The organism is Kribbella sp. NPDC055071 (assembly GCF_053608045.1).
In genome coordinates, this window is record NZ_JBSGUS010000007.1 from 217355 (window position 1) to 231152 (window position 13798).

General features: G+C 67.1%; 18 protein-coding genes. 5 read left to right on the forward strand and 13 right to left on the reverse strand.

The features are described from left to right. Positions 1–179 precede the first annotated feature (179 nt). On the reverse strand, positions 180–731 hold the full coding sequence (locus ACWF4Z_RS14555) for a YceI family protein (RefSeq protein ID WP_452243507.1): 552 nt from the start codon (positions 729–731) through the stop codon (positions 180–182). Positions 732–883: 152 nt separating this feature from the next. Here ACWF4Z_RS14555 and ACWF4Z_RS14560 point away from each other — a divergent pair, with 152 nt between their 5' ends. The 3 genes from ACWF4Z_RS14560 (at position 884) to ACWF4Z_RS14570 (ending at position 2182) form a co-directional block, all read left to right on the forward strand. After that, the gene (locus ACWF4Z_RS14560) at positions 884–1279 is read left to right on the forward strand and encodes a hypothetical protein (RefSeq protein ID WP_452243508.1); all 396 of its coding nucleotides are present in this window, start codon (positions 884–886) and stop codon (positions 1277–1279) included. An 88-nt stretch (positions 1280–1367) separates the two neighbouring features. Then, positions 1368–1856 (forward strand): FBP domain-containing protein, encoded by a 489-nt coding sequence (locus ACWF4Z_RS14565; RefSeq protein WP_452243509.1) that lies wholly within the window; start codon positions 1368–1370, stop codon positions 1854–1856. Between the two features lie 74 nt (positions 1857–1930). After that, a complete protein-coding gene (locus ACWF4Z_RS14570) occupies positions 1931–2182 on the forward strand; it encodes a hypothetical protein (protein ID WP_452243510.1) in 252 nt (83 codons plus the stop codon). Between the two features lie 14 nt (positions 2183–2196). On the opposite strand, the gene ACWF4Z_RS14575 is transcribed toward ACWF4Z_RS14570, so the two are convergent. The 3 genes from ACWF4Z_RS14575 to ACWF4Z_RS14585 form a co-directional block, all read right to left on the reverse strand. Next, positions 2197–2673, reverse strand: coding sequence for an orotate phosphoribosyltransferase (locus tag ACWF4Z_RS14575; RefSeq protein ID WP_452243511.1), 477 nt, complete (start codon positions 2671–2673; stop codon positions 2197–2199). Between the two features lie 103 nt (positions 2674–2776). Continuing rightward, entirely contained in the window at positions 2777–4009 is a 1233-nt protein-coding gene (locus tag ACWF4Z_RS14580; protein ID WP_452243512.1) for an exonuclease domain-containing protein, read from the reverse strand. A 105-nt stretch (positions 4010–4114) separates the two neighbouring features. Continuing rightward, positions 4115–4648, reverse strand: a complete 534-nt coding sequence (locus tag ACWF4Z_RS14585) for a hypothetical protein (protein WP_452243513.1) — start codon at positions 4646–4648, stop codon at positions 4115–4117. Positions 4649–4764: 116 nt separating this feature from the next. Here ACWF4Z_RS14585 and ACWF4Z_RS14590 point away from each other — a divergent pair, with 116 nt between their 5' ends. Further along, positions 4765–4920 carry a hypothetical protein gene (locus tag ACWF4Z_RS14590; protein ID WP_165546543.1) on the forward strand — a complete coding sequence of 52 codons (156 nt, stop codon included), beginning with the start codon at positions 4765–4767 and terminating at the stop codon, positions 4918–4920. 158 nt (positions 4921–5078) lie between these two features. Here ACWF4Z_RS14590 and ACWF4Z_RS14595 read toward each other — a convergent pair whose 3' ends face one another. Together ACWF4Z_RS14595 and ACWF4Z_RS14600 are read right to left on the reverse strand one after the other, a co-directional pair. Then, entirely contained in the window at positions 5079–5570 is a 492-nt protein-coding gene (locus ACWF4Z_RS14595; protein WP_452243514.1) for a metallophosphoesterase family protein, read from the reverse strand. Between the two features lie 11 nt (positions 5571–5581). Then, positions 5582–6571: an oxidoreductase gene (locus ACWF4Z_RS14600; RefSeq protein WP_452243515.1), complete on the reverse strand. Its 990-nt coding sequence runs from the start codon at positions 6569–6571 to the stop codon at positions 5582–5584. 188 nt (positions 6572–6759) lie between these two features. On the opposite strand from ACWF4Z_RS14600, the gene ACWF4Z_RS14605 reads away from it, so the two are divergent. Next, positions 6760–7071 (forward strand): hypothetical protein, encoded by a 312-nt coding sequence (locus tag ACWF4Z_RS14605; RefSeq protein ID WP_452243516.1) that lies wholly within the window; start codon positions 6760–6762, stop codon positions 7069–7071. Between the two features lie 211 nt (positions 7072–7282). On the opposite strand, the gene ACWF4Z_RS14610 is transcribed toward ACWF4Z_RS14605, so the two are convergent. From ACWF4Z_RS14610 to ACWF4Z_RS14640, 7 genes are all read right to left on the reverse strand, one after another. After that, entirely contained in the window at positions 7283–7678 is a 396-nt protein-coding gene (locus ACWF4Z_RS14610; protein ID WP_452243517.1) for a hypothetical protein, read from the reverse strand. Beyond that, the gene (locus ACWF4Z_RS14615) at positions 7675–7899 is read right to left on the reverse strand and encodes a hypothetical protein (RefSeq protein WP_452243518.1); all 225 of its coding nucleotides are present in this window, start codon (positions 7897–7899) and stop codon (positions 7675–7677) included. Before ACWF4Z_RS14615 ends, ACWF4Z_RS14610 begins: the two co-directional genes overlap by 4 nt. Before the next feature lie 376 nt (positions 7900–8275). Beyond that, positions 8276–8752 (reverse strand): hypothetical protein, encoded by a 477-nt coding sequence (locus tag ACWF4Z_RS14620; protein WP_452243519.1) that lies wholly within the window; start codon positions 8750–8752, stop codon positions 8276–8278. Beyond that, positions 8752–9975, reverse strand: a complete 1224-nt coding sequence (locus tag ACWF4Z_RS14625; protein ID WP_452243520.1) for a CdiA C-terminal domain-containing protein — start codon at positions 9973–9975, stop codon at positions 8752–8754. Before ACWF4Z_RS14625 ends, ACWF4Z_RS14620 begins: the two co-directional genes overlap by 1 nt. 24 nt (positions 9976–9999) lie before the next feature. Continuing rightward, entirely contained in the window at positions 10000–10260 is a 261-nt protein-coding gene (locus ACWF4Z_RS14630; RefSeq protein ID WP_363691976.1) for a hypothetical protein, read from the reverse strand. An 18-nt stretch (positions 10261–10278) separates the two neighbouring features. Beyond that, entirely contained in the window at positions 10279–10953 is a 675-nt protein-coding gene (locus ACWF4Z_RS14635) for a hypothetical protein (protein ID WP_452243521.1), read from the reverse strand. Beyond that, positions 10950–13649 carry an FtsK/SpoIIIE domain-containing protein gene (locus tag ACWF4Z_RS14640; RefSeq protein WP_452243522.1) on the reverse strand — a complete coding sequence of 900 codons (2700 nt, stop codon included), beginning with the start codon at positions 13647–13649 and terminating at the stop codon, positions 10950–10952. Before ACWF4Z_RS14640 ends, ACWF4Z_RS14635 begins: the two co-directional genes overlap by 4 nt. Positions 13650–13798 lie beyond the last annotated feature (149 nt).

A 13798-nucleotide genomic window follows, 5' to 3' on the forward strand; every position in this document is an offset into this window, starting at 1 on the left:
GCCCTCGCGGCACTCACCACGAGTCTGCCCAGGTGCCTGCGCCCGTACCCGCTCCACACGCGATCGTGACCGCACCGCCACAAACCCGAAGCCTCCGACGCAAAGATCCCGCGGCCGCCACGAAGGCAACCGCGGGATCTGTCGCGCTACAAAGCCTGCTCAGCCGGCTTCGGACAAGCTCACTTGTTCTTGATGCCGGAGATCTCGATCTCCAGGGTGACCTTCTCGCTGACCAGGACGCCGCCGCCCTCGAGCGCCGCGTTCCAGCTGACGCCCCAGTCCTTGCGGTTGATCACGACGGAACCCTCGAGGCCGAGCCGCTCGTTGCCGAACGGGTCGGTCGCCGTACCGGTGTACTCGAACGTCACGTCGACCGGCTTCGACACGCCGCGGATCGACAGGTCGCCGGTGACCACGAACTCGCCCTCGCCGGCCGCCTTGATCCCGGTCGAGACGAACGTGATCTCCGGGTGGTTGTCCATGTCCAGGAAGTCGTTGCTGCGCAGGTGGTCGTCGCGCTGGCTGTTGCGCGTCTGGATGCTCTTGGCCTGGATCGTGACCTGCCCGGACGAGTTCTCCGGGTTCTCGCCGTCGACGTGGAACGACCCTTCGAACTCGTCGAACGCTCCCCGCACCTTCGCCACCATCGCGTGCCGGGCGACGAAGCCGACCCGGCTGTGGGCCGTGTCGATGGTGTAGTCGCCGGAGAGTGCGGCGTACTCGCTGGTCATATCGGGGCTCCTCCAGAGATTAATTGAAGTTTTCATCGTCCAGCTTTCACCTAACTAGCACAGATGTCCACCCCCTGCGGACGGCGTGTCCCGGAACTGGCCCGGGCCGCCCGGACAATGGGGAGTAGACATCGATAGAGGAGTTCGGGTTGGTGCAGTGGAAGGTGTTCTGCAGGTCAGGGCCGGGAGACGTCTACCGAGCCCTGAGCACGCCGGACGGCAGGGTGCGGTTCTGGGCGCAGTCGACCCAGACCCGCGACGGAGTGATCGAGTTCGTGCTGCCCGACGGGCGGACCGACAAGTGCCAGCTCGAGCGCGCTGTCCCGGATCAGCTCTACCAGGTCCGGTACTTCGGCCGGACGGTCACGTTCACCCTCGTGGCCGGCGAGTCGGGTGGCACGGAGCTGACGATGGCCTCCGACCGCACCGACGCGGAGGCCGATGCCGTGTACGTCTCGTTGCTGCTGCGACTGAAGGCCTCGGTGGACTTCGGTGTCGACCTGCGCAACCACGACCAGGATCGGACCACCGGGTACGCCGACAGTTGACCCGTTGCCTGTAGCAACTAGACTTATTCGGTTGCGGCGTACGACGGCAGCGGGTCTCATGGGTGGTCGACAAGATCGGAGAACGTCCGTGGAACCGCTCAGCGCCGACGAGATCAAGCGCTCGTTCGTCAACTCGACCAAGAGCCAGCTCAAGGCGATGACGCTGCCGCCGGGCTTCACCGAGCTGCCGTGGGAGTCGCTGGACTTCCTCGGCTGGCGCGATCCGAAGGCGCCCAACCGCGGCTACCTCGTCGTACGACGCGATGCCGTCGTGACCGGGATCGCGCTGAGGACCCAGGCCTCGGGAGCGCCGCGGCGTGGTGCCGGGTTGTGCGACCTGTGCAACACCGCGCATCACCTCAGCGATGTCGCCCTGTTCGCGGCGCGCCGGGCAGGTACGGCCGGTCGCGACGGCAACACGGTCGGTACGTACGTGTGCGCGGATCTGGCTTGCTCGTTGTACATCCGTGGCTTGCGCGAACTCGACGTACCACAAGGAGAAACCGCCGCGCCCGACGTACGCGCCGAGCGGCTCGCGGCCCGGCTTGAAGGTTTCGTAAATCGCGTCCTCGCCTGAGGTTCCCAGACGGCACGGGACCACTACTCTGGTCTCGACAACCGGCCCGCGGGCGAAAGGGAGAGCGAGTCGCGATGACCGAGTTCAGAATCACGCATGAGATCCACGAGGTTCACCCGGACATCCGCGAGAAGCTCACCGCCACCACGATCGAGGCGATCAACGAGTCCAGCGCCCGCTCCGCCGAGGACGCCGCTCTGGTCCTGCGCCACAAACTCGCCGAGATCGGCGTGCACATGAGCGACGAAGCCTGCCTGGCCGCCATCGAACGCATCCGCTCCGGCAAACAACTCCGCTTCGAAATCGAAGAACGCAACGACGCCTGACCGCCCTTGGGGGGTCAGGCGGGTTTGATGTCTTCGGAGCTGAGGAGCGCGTGCAGGGTCAGGCCTGCGTCGGTCAGTGGCGTCGGCGTGGTCGGGTTGCGGTTGATCACGCAGAGGGCGTCGGTGATCTCGGCACCAAGCGCGCGCAGCTCGTTCGTCGAGAGCACGATCTGCCCGCCTGTCGTCACGACATCCTCGACGATCGTCACCCGCCGGCCGGTGGTGTCAGCACCCTCGGCCAGCCGCCGCGTCCCGTACGCCTTGGCTTCCTTCCGCACAAACGCACACGGCAACCCAGTACGCCGCCCCAGCGCCGTCACCACCGGGATCCCGCCCATCTCCAGCCCGGCCAACACCTCAGTCCCCTCCGGGACCAGCTCGACCATCGCCCCCGCGATCTCATCCAACAACACCGGATCCGCCTCGAACCGGTACTTGTCGAAGTACTCCCCCGTCACCTGCCCCGACCGCAACAAAAACTCCCCACTCAAATGCGCAGCCTGATAAACCCGACGCCCCAACTCCCCAATCTCCACCCCCAAACCCTAACCACCCACCCGGCGTCATCTGTGGGCAACGGGGGTGCCCGCTGTGTTAGCCGGCTTTGCGGGCGTCTTCGGGTGGGAGGAGGTGGCGGAAGTCGTCGCTGGAGATGATCGGGATGCCGAGCTCCCGAGCGGCGCGTGCTTTGACGGACAGGCTGTCGACGTCCGCCGCGACCACGAACGTCGTATCCGGCCGCACCGCCTCCTGCGGAACGAACCCCGCCGCCACGGCCCGATCCCACCAGACCTCCCGCGCCTGAACCATGTCCCCGGTGAACACCATCGTGCTCCCCCGCGGAAACCCGTGCGCACCAGGACGAGCCGGTACGACGTACCGCCCGGCGCTCACCCGCACCAGGGCCTCGTCAACATCCGCTGATCGCCGCCCCAGCATGACCGCGACCTGATCCAGATCACGGCGCTGATCCGGCGTGATCTCGCCACCACCCCACGACGTCTCCGCCAACGCGGACACATAATCCTGATGCAACTCGTGCACCTCGGATCGAGTCAGCCCAAGCTCGGTGGCAACCTGAACAAGCTGATCGGCATCAGTTGCCGTGATCTCCCGGTTCGCAAGAATCCCGTCGAGCAACGCGAGGTACGAGTCCGCTTGCGGCGGCTCCGGCACTCGTGGCAACTGATCGACGAGTCGACTCATCCACCCATGCCGCCCACCCGCGTGCACCGGCCGCACAGTCGGCGCAACATCCGTCCCCGGCAACGCCGGCCATCGCAACCGGCTGACCTCCTCGTAGGCCCACTGCCACGGCGGAGGTGACGGAAACGCCTGCAGATACCGGCCGAACAACTCAGCCGTGGCCTGTGTATCGGCCAGCGCAGAATGCCACCCCTCGAGCGAGACCCCAGCCGCGGCGCAACACGCACCCAGCGTCCGCTTCGCTCCCGGATACAGATAGCCGGCCAACGCCATCGTGCACATCGACCGCTCGGTGATCAGCGGCACCGCAACCCCGAGCCGCGCGAACTCCATCCGCAGGAACCCGAGATCGAACTCAACGTTGTGCCCGACAACCATCCGCCCCGCCAGCATCGCACCGAGCTGCCGCGCGATCTCCGCGAACTCCGGCGCCGCCAGCACATCAGCGGTCAAGATCCCGTGAATATGTTGTGGACCAAGATCGCGCTGCGGATTCAGCAGGGTGACCCACTCGTGCTCGACCTGCCCACGCGCATCCAGCAGCACCACAGCGATCTCGATGATCCGGTGGCGCTGACTTGGCAGCAAGCCGGTCGTCTCGGTGTCGATCACGGCGTACATCCCGGGCCTCCTCCAGCTCGCTGACCCACTGGAAGAACCCAATCACACCCCGCCGACAGTTTCCGCCGCGTCAGCAACCACCCGAACAGCAGCGGACCCGAGACCTCACTCCGCCGGGATGTCGACTGCGATCTCGTCGCCGAGCCGCGCCCCGTGAGCCAGCTTGAGCTCGTCCCCACTCCAGAAGCGACCGGGGTCGTACCAGTTCGGCCGCCGCTCCCGCAGCAACCCCATCTCCTCGTACGTCACCGCGACCACCTCGGCGCAGTATGCCGTCTCCAGATCCACCTCACGCGATCCGCGCCGGATCGCCGGCACCCGCCCACGCACCCATCGCGACGCCAACCGAGCCGTCGACGGGAACGGCGTACCGTCGAGCCTCGCGACCGTCCGCAGCACACCGTCCTCCAGCTCCCGCGTCACCGGGTGATCGAGCTGGCGCAACCAGGCGCGTTGACCGTACTTGCGGCCCCACACCAGCACGGCGTCCCGCAGGTCGTGCAACTGCACACCGCGATGATGCGTCCCGGTCCACACGTCTTCCAGCGAACGACCCAGCTCCGCGTGCCAGAGCAGCGGCGGCAGATCCTCGACCACGATCGCCATCCCGACATGGTTGACCGGGCTGTTGGTGGTCATTTGAATCGCCCGATCGGCGGGACTGTCCCCGCGGAACAGCCAAATGTCACCTGTTCGTGTCAGTTCCGTAGCGTCATCCAGTGAAATCCGGCTCTCCACGTCGCTAGGTTAGTGCCATGAAGGTATGGAAGGTGGTTGGGCTTGCGGGGCTCGTCGGCGTGGCCGCTACGGGCGTGGTGATCGCGCGCGGAGAGCGGAAGCGTCGCGCCTACACGCCGGAAGAGGTCCGCGACCGGCTCAAGACCCGCGTCAAGGAAGCAGCGAACGCCTAGTCCCTCAGGACATAGGCACGATCCGGTACGACGATCGGCCGGGCGCGCGACGCACGCCGTAACTCGGTGGTACGGCGTCCATCCCGCGCGCCCGGCTATTCGTTGTCCAACGCAACCACTCCCCGGTCACACAACTTCCACGACTCATGTCGTGCAGCTCAAAGGTTGTGTAGGGCAACTTCGTCGAGTCGGCCGGCTGTGATCGCCGCGGTCTGGTAGGTGCAGTAGGGCTGCCGGCGCCGATCCGTCGGCGATCCCGGATTCAGCAACCGCAGTCCGCCCGGTGTCGTCGTGTCCCACGGGATATGACTGTGACCGAACACCAACAGGTCGACGCCCGGATACTCCTTCTCGCAGCGCTCCTCGCGCCCCTTGGCCGGCCCGGTCTCGTGTACGACCGCGACCGACAACCCGTCGAGCGTCACCCGCGCGACCTCCGGCAGCCGCGCCCGCAACTCCGGACCGTCGTTGTTGCCCCAGCACCCCACCAGCCGGGCCGCACGACTCTCCAACTCGTCCAGCAACGGAACGCTCACCCAGTCACCGGCATGGATGACCACATCAGCACGCTCGACCGCATCCCACACGGCCGCAGGCAACCTCTTCGCCCGCCCCGGCAGATGAGTGTCCGAAATCAGCACCAACCGCATGCGCCCACTCTCTACTCCCCCAGCGACCCGATCAACTCCCTCTCGCGCGCAGGGCTCAGCCCGGCGCGGCGCTCCCGATCCAGCCCGAGCGTCCGCTCCCAGACGAGCGTGTCCACGAGGAACTCCCGCCGTGGCCGGTGCCTCAGCCCGGCCGCGATCGCCGCCGCACCACTCCGACTCGACCAGCCCTCGTACCCAGGCTCGACCATCCACATGGCCAGCGAGTCCGGACCCATGTACTGCTCGACCTTCTGCTCCACCAACCACTCCGCCGGCGCGAGGACGACCGCCCCGGTGTGACCGCCCACCTCCCGCACGAGATCGATCCACTCCCCGAATGGAACCACTGGACCGACCGCATCGAACGTCCCCGTACGTCCCTCTGTCGCGCAATCCAGCAACCACGCGGCCAGATCGCGAACGTCGATCACCGAGGTCGCGAGCTCAGGCGTATCCGGCACCAGCATCGGCTCCTCGGGTGATCGAGCCGCCCGCGCCACCCACGCACCGGCCCGATCACTCACATCCCCCGGCCCACCGATCAGGCCGGCCCGAGCAATCACGAGCCGATCCCCCACGACCTCCCGTGAGGCGAGCTCGCTGGCAACCTTGGCCTCGCCGTACGACTCCCGGTCGACCGCGTCCAGCTCCGTCGGCTCCCGCAGTACGGCCGACTCGTCGGCTCCGGGGGTGTCGAACTTCTCGTACGCATTGCCCGACGACACGTACGTCCAGTGCTTCGCCCGCGGCCCGAACGCCGCCAACGCCCCACGCACGAAGCCCGGTTGCCACGACACCTCGAACACCGCATCCCAGTCCTGCTGCGGCACAGCGTCGTACGCATCCGGACGGCTGCGGTCGGTCGCGATCAGCGTCGCTCCGTCGGCAACCCCGCCACTCTCGCCACGGGCAAGACACGTCACGGAATGGCCGCGCGCCACCGCCTGGGTCGCGATCTCACGACCGAGCCACGCCGTCCCACCGAGGATCAGAATCTCCATGTGGGCAAGCCAATCAGGCCGCGCCGACAATCCCAACCACCTCTGCCACGGGCAGAACGCGCGACGCTTCGTGATCTCCGGTCAGCGTCACGTCACGGCGGGTCGCGACCCCTTGCGGTACGGGCGTTCCCGGCGCAGTGTCGGCCTCACAGGCACCCTGCGGTGGGTGCCACGGGCAAGGGGGAGAAATGGCTGGTTTTCTGCAGATCATCGAGTACCGGACGTCGAAACCGGACGAGATCGAGGCGCTGATGGAGGACTTCCAGAGCGCCCGTACGGCGGCCGCTGACGGGCCGAGTCCGACGCGCTCGACCACCTGTGCGGACCGGGACGAGCCCGGGCGCTACTTCGCCGTCGTCGAGTTCGCGTCGTACGAGGACGCGATGGAGAACTCCAAGCGCGCCGACACGACCGAGTTCGCCGAGAAGATGATGGGTCTGAGCGACGGGCCGACGACGTTCTACAACCTCGACATCACCCGCACCGCCGACTTCGGCTGACAGGGGGCTCGGGCCCAGCCGGACTCGCCTCCGACTGGACCCGAGACAGGGGAACCAGGTACTCGGCGCTGCAAGGGAGTACAGCACCGACCACCCTCATCGGCCCGGATCCGCGGCGCCGGACCCGGACCAGCTCGTGTGGATCCAGATCCGTGCTGTGGATCCGGACCAGCTCATCGTCGGTCCCGGGGCCGCGCGGACCCGGGCCGGTTCAGCGGAAGATGCGGTACGACGACCATCCCGCCGGCGGGGCCGCGCCGTACGAACCGAGTTCGCGGTCGCTGTGCAGGGGGTCGGGATCCTGTGGCTCGGGAGCGGAGTGCAGATCCGGCCAAGGTCGTGGTGGAAGACTCTCGCGGGGTGGCAGCTTCAGCTCTGGATCCGGACCGGGGTCCGGGTCCATCCATTCGACCTCGGTGGCTCCACCGTGACCGTGGATCGCGACGACAGACTCGATCCCGTCCCACACCGTTGTGGTCGGATAGTCGCCGTACCAGCGGAGCGCAACAGCCCCGTCGGTGAACTGCACGCCCTCGGCGACGGGCCCGGTACCGCTGACGCCGGAGACGTCATGATGGCGAATCAGCCGGAAGCGTCGCGCGGTCATTTCGGCGCAACCTCCCAGAGGCGCTCGCCCGGCAGCGCGCGGTCCGGGCCTGGATCGGTAGCGGGGATCGGATCACTGGTCACGCGCAACCCGGCGAACCGGCGCGACATCGCAGCGGCGTAGCGCTCGGCCAACTCGGCCTCGGCCCGATAATCGGCCACGACGTGGTCCCCGAACCACACCCGCACCCGCACCCGACGACGTTCAACAACCCTGACCACGGGGTGAGGGTCCCCATCAGCGTTGTCACCCATCTCAATGCACCCGACGCCCAGGCCGGTCAACCCAAGAACAACAACAATCCATCACAGCAATCACTCCCACTTCCCACTAGGGACGCGTTCAAAGAAGTGACGCCCCCCGAAGAAGTTCATGACGCAACTCCCCAAAACTTTCCTCAACCAACAACCCAGCCCCGCCAGGGACAACAGCGCCGGTACGTCGCCAAGCGCAGTCACCACTGCTGGAATGCCGGCCGAGCCTCCGCCGGCTGAGCGTCTTTCCGCTGCCGAGTCCGTACGTCGACGACCACCCGTCGAACGTCCTAGCCCGCCCCTTGGACTGCAACTCCCCCAGTCTCACCCCAGCCACCCGCCGTCAGGTGACGACCCACGGGCGCCAGGTCTCGAGGTGTTCGGCGTCGAGGCTGGTGTGGGCGGGGAAGACGTTGACGCCGACACCAGGCAGGTATGCCGCGACGATCCACGACATCGCATGGCTCAGAAGCAGCGCCACGTCCGGCCGCGCCGCAACGAGCTCATCGAAGACGGCTCGAGCCTCGCGCACCTGCGACTCCTCGTCCTTCGCCCCCACAAGCCGAACGTCAACCACACCCGTGTACCGATCAATCGCCGAAACATCCTCAGGTTCCGGATCGACCTCACCATAGGAATTCGGCTCGACGACCAGCACGATGTCCCCAGCGACCGTACGAGCACGCCCCCGCAGCAGGTACTCGTCCTCCTTCAACTCGGGATCGCCAACATGCTCAAGCCCGAGCGCACCAAGAATCCACTCGGCGGTAGCCCCGAGCGACTCCCCCGCCGCAAGAAAGATGTCATCGCTGGTGGACATCACTGCTCCTTAGTGAAGGTGACCAACCGCCCGTCACCGAGAATGACATGAACCACACGCGCAACAACCTTGCCTGGCTGACCACACGCACGGCGAAATGATCTGCCGGCGACCTCCTCGGTCAGGCCAACCTGCCGACCGTCGATGACAACCTCGTCGGCCTGGCTACTGGCACGCTCCATGTTCCGCTTGACCGCGTTCGACGAACCGCTCTCGGGCGTCTTGAACTCGACGACGATACCGACGTCCTCGCCGCTCTTGCGCACCATCACATCCGGATTCTTCTTCTTGTGCTGCGTGTGGTCCTCCGGCCGGGCGTCGATACGCCAACCTTCCTTGGTGAGTCGCTCCGCCAGGAACCGTTCCTTGGGTTTGAACGATGTCAGCGGGTCGATCACGACTGGCGCGAAGTCTGCGCCCAAGGGACGGGGGTCGAAGGCTGGGTCGAAGTCGATGGTGGGTCGGTCTGGGAGGTTGATGTCGATGGTGGGGGCTGGTGGTGGCTGGTTGGGGTAGTCGAAGGTGGCTTCTAGGTGGGTGGTGGTGATGGTGAGGGTGGCGTGTTGCCATTGGTGGTTGGCGGACTCGGCCATCGCGGCTAGGAGGGTTTTGACCGGCTCGGTGAGGTCGACTGCGATGTCGAAGTCTTGGAGGAGGTGGGTGTTGCGCTTGTCTTCTTCGTCTTTGCTGGGTTCGTCGAACTCGAGTTCACCGGACTCCAGGACGGTGATCTGTACCTCCAGCGGGTCTTCGGGGAGGTTGTCTTCGTCGTCGTTCTCGCGGACCTTGCGGAAGGCTTCGAAGGCTTTGCGGGCGACCGTGATCAGCGGGGGCTCGTTGTCTTCGGCAACTTCTAGGTCTTCGAAGGTGGCGGTGAGGCGTTTGGTGCGGCCTTGTGCGTCGCGTTCGGCGGCGTCGCCGGTGCCGCCCGTGGTTTTGTTGCGGTCGGCCGAGTCAGCCGACGGGCGGTTCGTCGCAGGACCGCCGGATCCCACCAACCGATCGGCCCACGCGCGCGCCTTCGGTGGTGCCATCAACAGATACTGCGCGGCCGCCTCACACGCCCGCGCCGCAGCGTCCAGCTGCAACGCCGCAACCTTCGCCTGCCCGTGCGACGCCATCAGCGCGACCTGAGCGTTCTCGCGACACCGAGCAGCGGTCCGGTGCAGATGGGCGACCACCTCGGGCACCTCGTCCAGGCAGTCCACCAGTCCGCGAGCCACCCGCTGCAAGTCTGACGGCATAGGTCAGATCTGGTCGGCGTAGCTCTTGCATCCGGCGGACGCGATCTCCAGCGCCTCGGCCGCCTGCTCGACCGCCTTGCCGGCCGCGTCGAGGATCTCCGCGATGTCCCGGTCGACCCCGGTCGCCGTACCCGCGATCAGACTCTCCACCAGCTGACTGTGCTGGGTGAAGCGCAACTTGAACCCGGCCAGGCCGCCCGCTGCCTGTTTGGCCTCCATCGAGACCTGGTGCAGCTGTTCCTTGAGCCGCTGTACGTCGGACACCCTTGACCCACTCCCAGACTAGTTACGCTTTTTCGGCAGCACGATCGCCGTACCGGCCACCACCACCGGGACGATGATCGCGAGCCACCACGGCAGACCGGCGGCCATCGCCACCACGACCACGGCCGCACCACCCCAGCCCCACCAGCGCGCACCGGGCAGCCGTGGCAGCCCGAGCACTCGCGACGCCGCCAGCATCGTGACCGCGGCGATCGCCGCTGCCTCAACACCGGCCAGGAACGTAGACAGCCCCCACACCACCGCGAACCCGACCACCGCCAAGGCCGCGCTGATGGTACGACGCTTCCGTCGCTCCTGCTCAGCTCGGGCCGCCGCACGGACCTCCTCGAGCTGCTCGACGGTTTCACCGAGCTGTCGAGTCAGGCGGGCCGCAACAGTCTCGATGTCGTTCAGTACGCGGATCTCGGGCAGCGCATGGTTCGCCCGCTTCCCCTCAGCCGGTAGCCCAGCGCGCTGAAGCGACGCGGCGGCCTTCTCCGCCAGCGCGTTCAGCCGAGCCTCCAACTGACGTCCGCGTTCAGCCATAGCGTCGGCCTCCGCCATCGCGGTGGCCTCAGCCTTCGACTTGTGCGCCGTCACCCGGTCCTGCGCCTGCTGCGCGTCCGCACGGGCCCCTGCGACCGTCCGCAGCGCCCGCGCGTACTCAGCCCACTCCTGCTCTGCTGTTTTCATCGGCGTACCAGTTCCACCGCGCGATCCACCTCGTCAGACCGCAGCGGAGCAAAGGGTACGACGACCTGCGCCTCGGGATGCAGTCCGTCCCACAGCAGGCCACGGTGTGGTTCTGAAGCCCACCGCACCAGCGGACCGGCCACCGCGCGTACGCCGTCCTGTGGGTGCCGCAGGAAGAGGTGGGTAGCGACGTTCGCCCGCCCGTACCCGAGGTGCTCGGTGCACACGTGCAGCCGGTTCCACCAGCCGAAGGTGATGAGCCCCTGCGCCGGCCCGTCGCGCACGATGTCCTGCAGCGCGTTCGCCGGGCTCTCGAAGTACCCCTCCGCGTGCACCTGCATCCGAGGCACTCCATGGAACCCGAACCCGAGCAGATAGGTCGCACCGGCCTGACCACTGCGCACAGCGTCCCGCAGCGAGAACAACCGCGGCACAATCTCGCCGTGTTTGTCGACCGTCTCGACCTCGCACCCGAGCTGCCGCAGCGCCTGCACCAGCGCATCTTTGCCCTCAGCAACAGCAGGCGACGACTCAGTGCCGTCCATGAACACAAACCGCGGCGGATCCACCGCAGCGGCGGCCGTAGCCAACGCCAACCCAGTCAGTACGCCGAGAGCATCAGCCGGACCATCACCAAGCACCAGTACGCCGGCGCCCGGCTCAGGACGTACTTCGACCTGCACCGGCTCCTCGGTCACCGCAATCGGCAGGCCGGTCCACGGACGTCCCAATTCCGGCTTCACAGCGGCGGCCGTATCCACCAACCGCGCTGCCTCCGCCAGATGGAACACCCGCGGCGGACGCGCCGCCGCACCCGCACGCTGCCACAACTCTCGCCGCAGCAGGTCCAGCACTGCCTTGTCCGCGAAACTCACCAGCACGTGCTGATTGTCGTCCGGTGAACCGAAGTTCGCGTTCAGCACCGCCTCACCGCGGAACTGCAGCTCGGCCGCAGCCGTGTTCCCACTCCGCAGGATCGCCTGTGAGTCGGCCGGCGTCGTCTTCAAAGCGATCCGATACGGCACCTGGCCGAAGATCGAATCCCGCCGCGTCGCCAGCCGTTTCACGCCCTCGATCGTCTGCGTGGCAAGCACAACGTGCACGCCATACGCACGCCCCAGCCGAACCAACCGCTCCAACAGCTTGGCCGCCTCGTCCGCCAGCTCGTCGTCGTCCTCGAGCAGCACCTGGAACTCATCGAGTACGACGAGGATCCGCGGCGGCCGATCGGGGCCCGGGGCAAGCTCCGCGATGTCGGCAACGTTGCCGTGCGCCTTGAAGATCTCGCTGCGGCGAGCCAGCTCGTCGGACAGATGACGCAGTACGGCGAGGCCGAACGCCCGGTCGCTGTGCACCCCCAGCACGCGCACCTGCGGCAACCAGTGTGCCCGTCCTGCGGCCGGTCCGAGCGCAGAGAACTCCACACCGTGCTTGAAGTCGAGCAGGTACATCTCCAGATCCGCTGGGTCGTACCGCGCGGCCAGACCGTGGATCAGCACGAGCAGTAGGTTCGACTTGCCTTGACCGACCGCGCCTCCTACGAGAACGTGCGGCAAGGCCGGGTTGCCGCTACGCAATCGCACCAGCGCCGGCGTGCGATCGTCGTACCCGATCACTGTGCCGATCTCGTCCTTGACCGGTTGCCACCAGGTCGAGCGATCGGGCAACGTCCGTTCGAAGTCGATCGTCGGGAGTACGGCGATCTCCGCGAGCTCGGCCACGACGTCACAGATGCCCGCGGCAACGTTCGCGTCGAACGGCGGATCCAGCGTGGCGGCGACACCGGGCAGCTGGGTGATCTCGACCTTCTCGTTGGTGATGGCAACCGGATTGAGGAGATCGAGCAACTGTTTCGTGTCGATGTCGGTCTCGGAGGTCGTCGACGGATCGTGGTGGACCAGGAAGCAGATGCCGCGTTCACCGGCCGTCGCGGCCAACCTGAGCAGGTCGCGCTGGGCGAGCGAGTCGATGCCGGCCGGGTAGTCGAACAGGATGACGAGCCGGTACGGATCGGTGACCTGCCCGGTCTCCAGAATCAGATCCTCGAACCGCCGATGCCCCAGCTGCGCCTGCCGACTGGCCCGCAGCGAGGACACATCGACCAGCCCGGAGAGCACCGTGTGCAGCTGTTCCGCGGTATGTGTTGCCCTAGGCACCAATTGCGGGTACTTCGTGGTCAGGTGACCGAGCAGGCCCATCATCCCGGTCAATCGCGGGTCGAATGCGTCGATCCGGAGCCGGAAAGGTTCAGCGGCGGCGACCAAGCGCAACGCCACACTCTGCAGAAGTCGACGGGCGGACTCGTTGCGATCCGCGGTGACCTTCCAGCCGTTCGTCCGCAGCAGCGGCGCGACCACCGGCGTACCGGGGTCCAGTTCGCCGACGCGCAGGTACGACGAGACGCCGGCGCCCACCAGTTGCCGTGAACGCCAGCGGGCGTCGTTCGGCGGGATCGACGCCAGACCGGGCGCGAGCCGGTCCGCGAGCAGGCGGGCCTTCGGCTCGGCCACCGCGAGCACCTCGGCAGTCTTGGCGTCGACGAGCGTCCGCGATTCACGGCGGGCGAGCGCGGTCTGCTCCTGCAGCTGACGATGCAGCTGAACAGCGCGCTGGTGCTCGCCGTACGTCAGCCGGCGGGCGTTGTCCAGCAACTGCGCGAGCGCATGCTGCAGACCGCGGATCCGAGCTTCCAGCACCTCCGGGGCTGATTCCGCCGAATGCGCCGCACCCGCTGTGCCCCTCGTGCGCGCAAAGCGCGCTGTGCCACTAGTGCGCGCAGAGCGCGAAGCCGGTCCGGGCGTACTTCCCCCGTCAGGCTTCTCCGTCACGAGCACCGTCCTTCCAC

What these genes read in the sequence shown, in the direction of transcription:
- ACWF4Z_RS14570 (WP_452243510.1), top strand. Translation starts at nt 1,931, where the DNA reads ATGACCGAGTTCAGAATCACGCATGAGATCCACGAGGTTCACCCGGAC.
- ACWF4Z_RS14620 (WP_452243519.1), bottom strand. Translation starts at nt 8,752, where the DNA reads ATGTCCACCAGCGATGACATCTTTCTTGCGGCGGGGGAGTCGCTCGGG.
- ACWF4Z_RS14600 (WP_452243515.1), bottom strand. Translation starts at nt 6,571, where the DNA reads ATGGAGATTCTGATCCTCGGTGGGACGGCGTGGCTCGGTCGTGAGATC.
- ACWF4Z_RS14580 (WP_452243512.1), bottom strand. Translation starts at nt 4,009, where the DNA reads ATGTACGCCGTGATCGACACCGAGACGACCGGCTTGCTGCCAAGTCAG.
- ACWF4Z_RS14555 (WP_452243507.1), bottom strand. Translation starts at nt 731, where the DNA reads ATGACCAGCGAGTACGCCGCACTCTCCGGCGACTACACCATCGACACG.
- ACWF4Z_RS14605 (WP_452243516.1), top strand. Translation starts at nt 6,760, where the DNA reads ATGGCTGGTTTTCTGCAGATCATCGAGTACCGGACGTCGAAACCGGAC.
- ACWF4Z_RS14610 (WP_452243517.1), bottom strand. Translation starts at nt 7,678, where the DNA reads ATGACCGCGCGACGCTTCCGGCTGATTCGCCATCATGACGTCTCCGGC.
- ACWF4Z_RS14635 (WP_452243521.1), bottom strand. Translation starts at nt 10,953, where the DNA reads ATGAAAACAGCAGAGCAGGAGTGGGCTGAGTACGCGCGGGCGCTGCGG.
- ACWF4Z_RS14590 (WP_165546543.1), top strand. Translation starts at nt 4,765, where the DNA reads ATGAAGGTATGGAAGGTGGTTGGGCTTGCGGGGCTCGTCGGCGTGGCC.
- ACWF4Z_RS14595 (WP_452243514.1), bottom strand. Translation starts at nt 5,570, where the DNA reads ATGCGGTTGGTGCTGATTTCGGACACTCATCTGCCGGGGCGGGCGAAG.
- ACWF4Z_RS14585 (WP_452243513.1), bottom strand. Translation starts at nt 4,648, where the DNA reads ATGACCACCAACAGCCCGGTCAACCATGTCGGGATGGCGATCGTGGTC.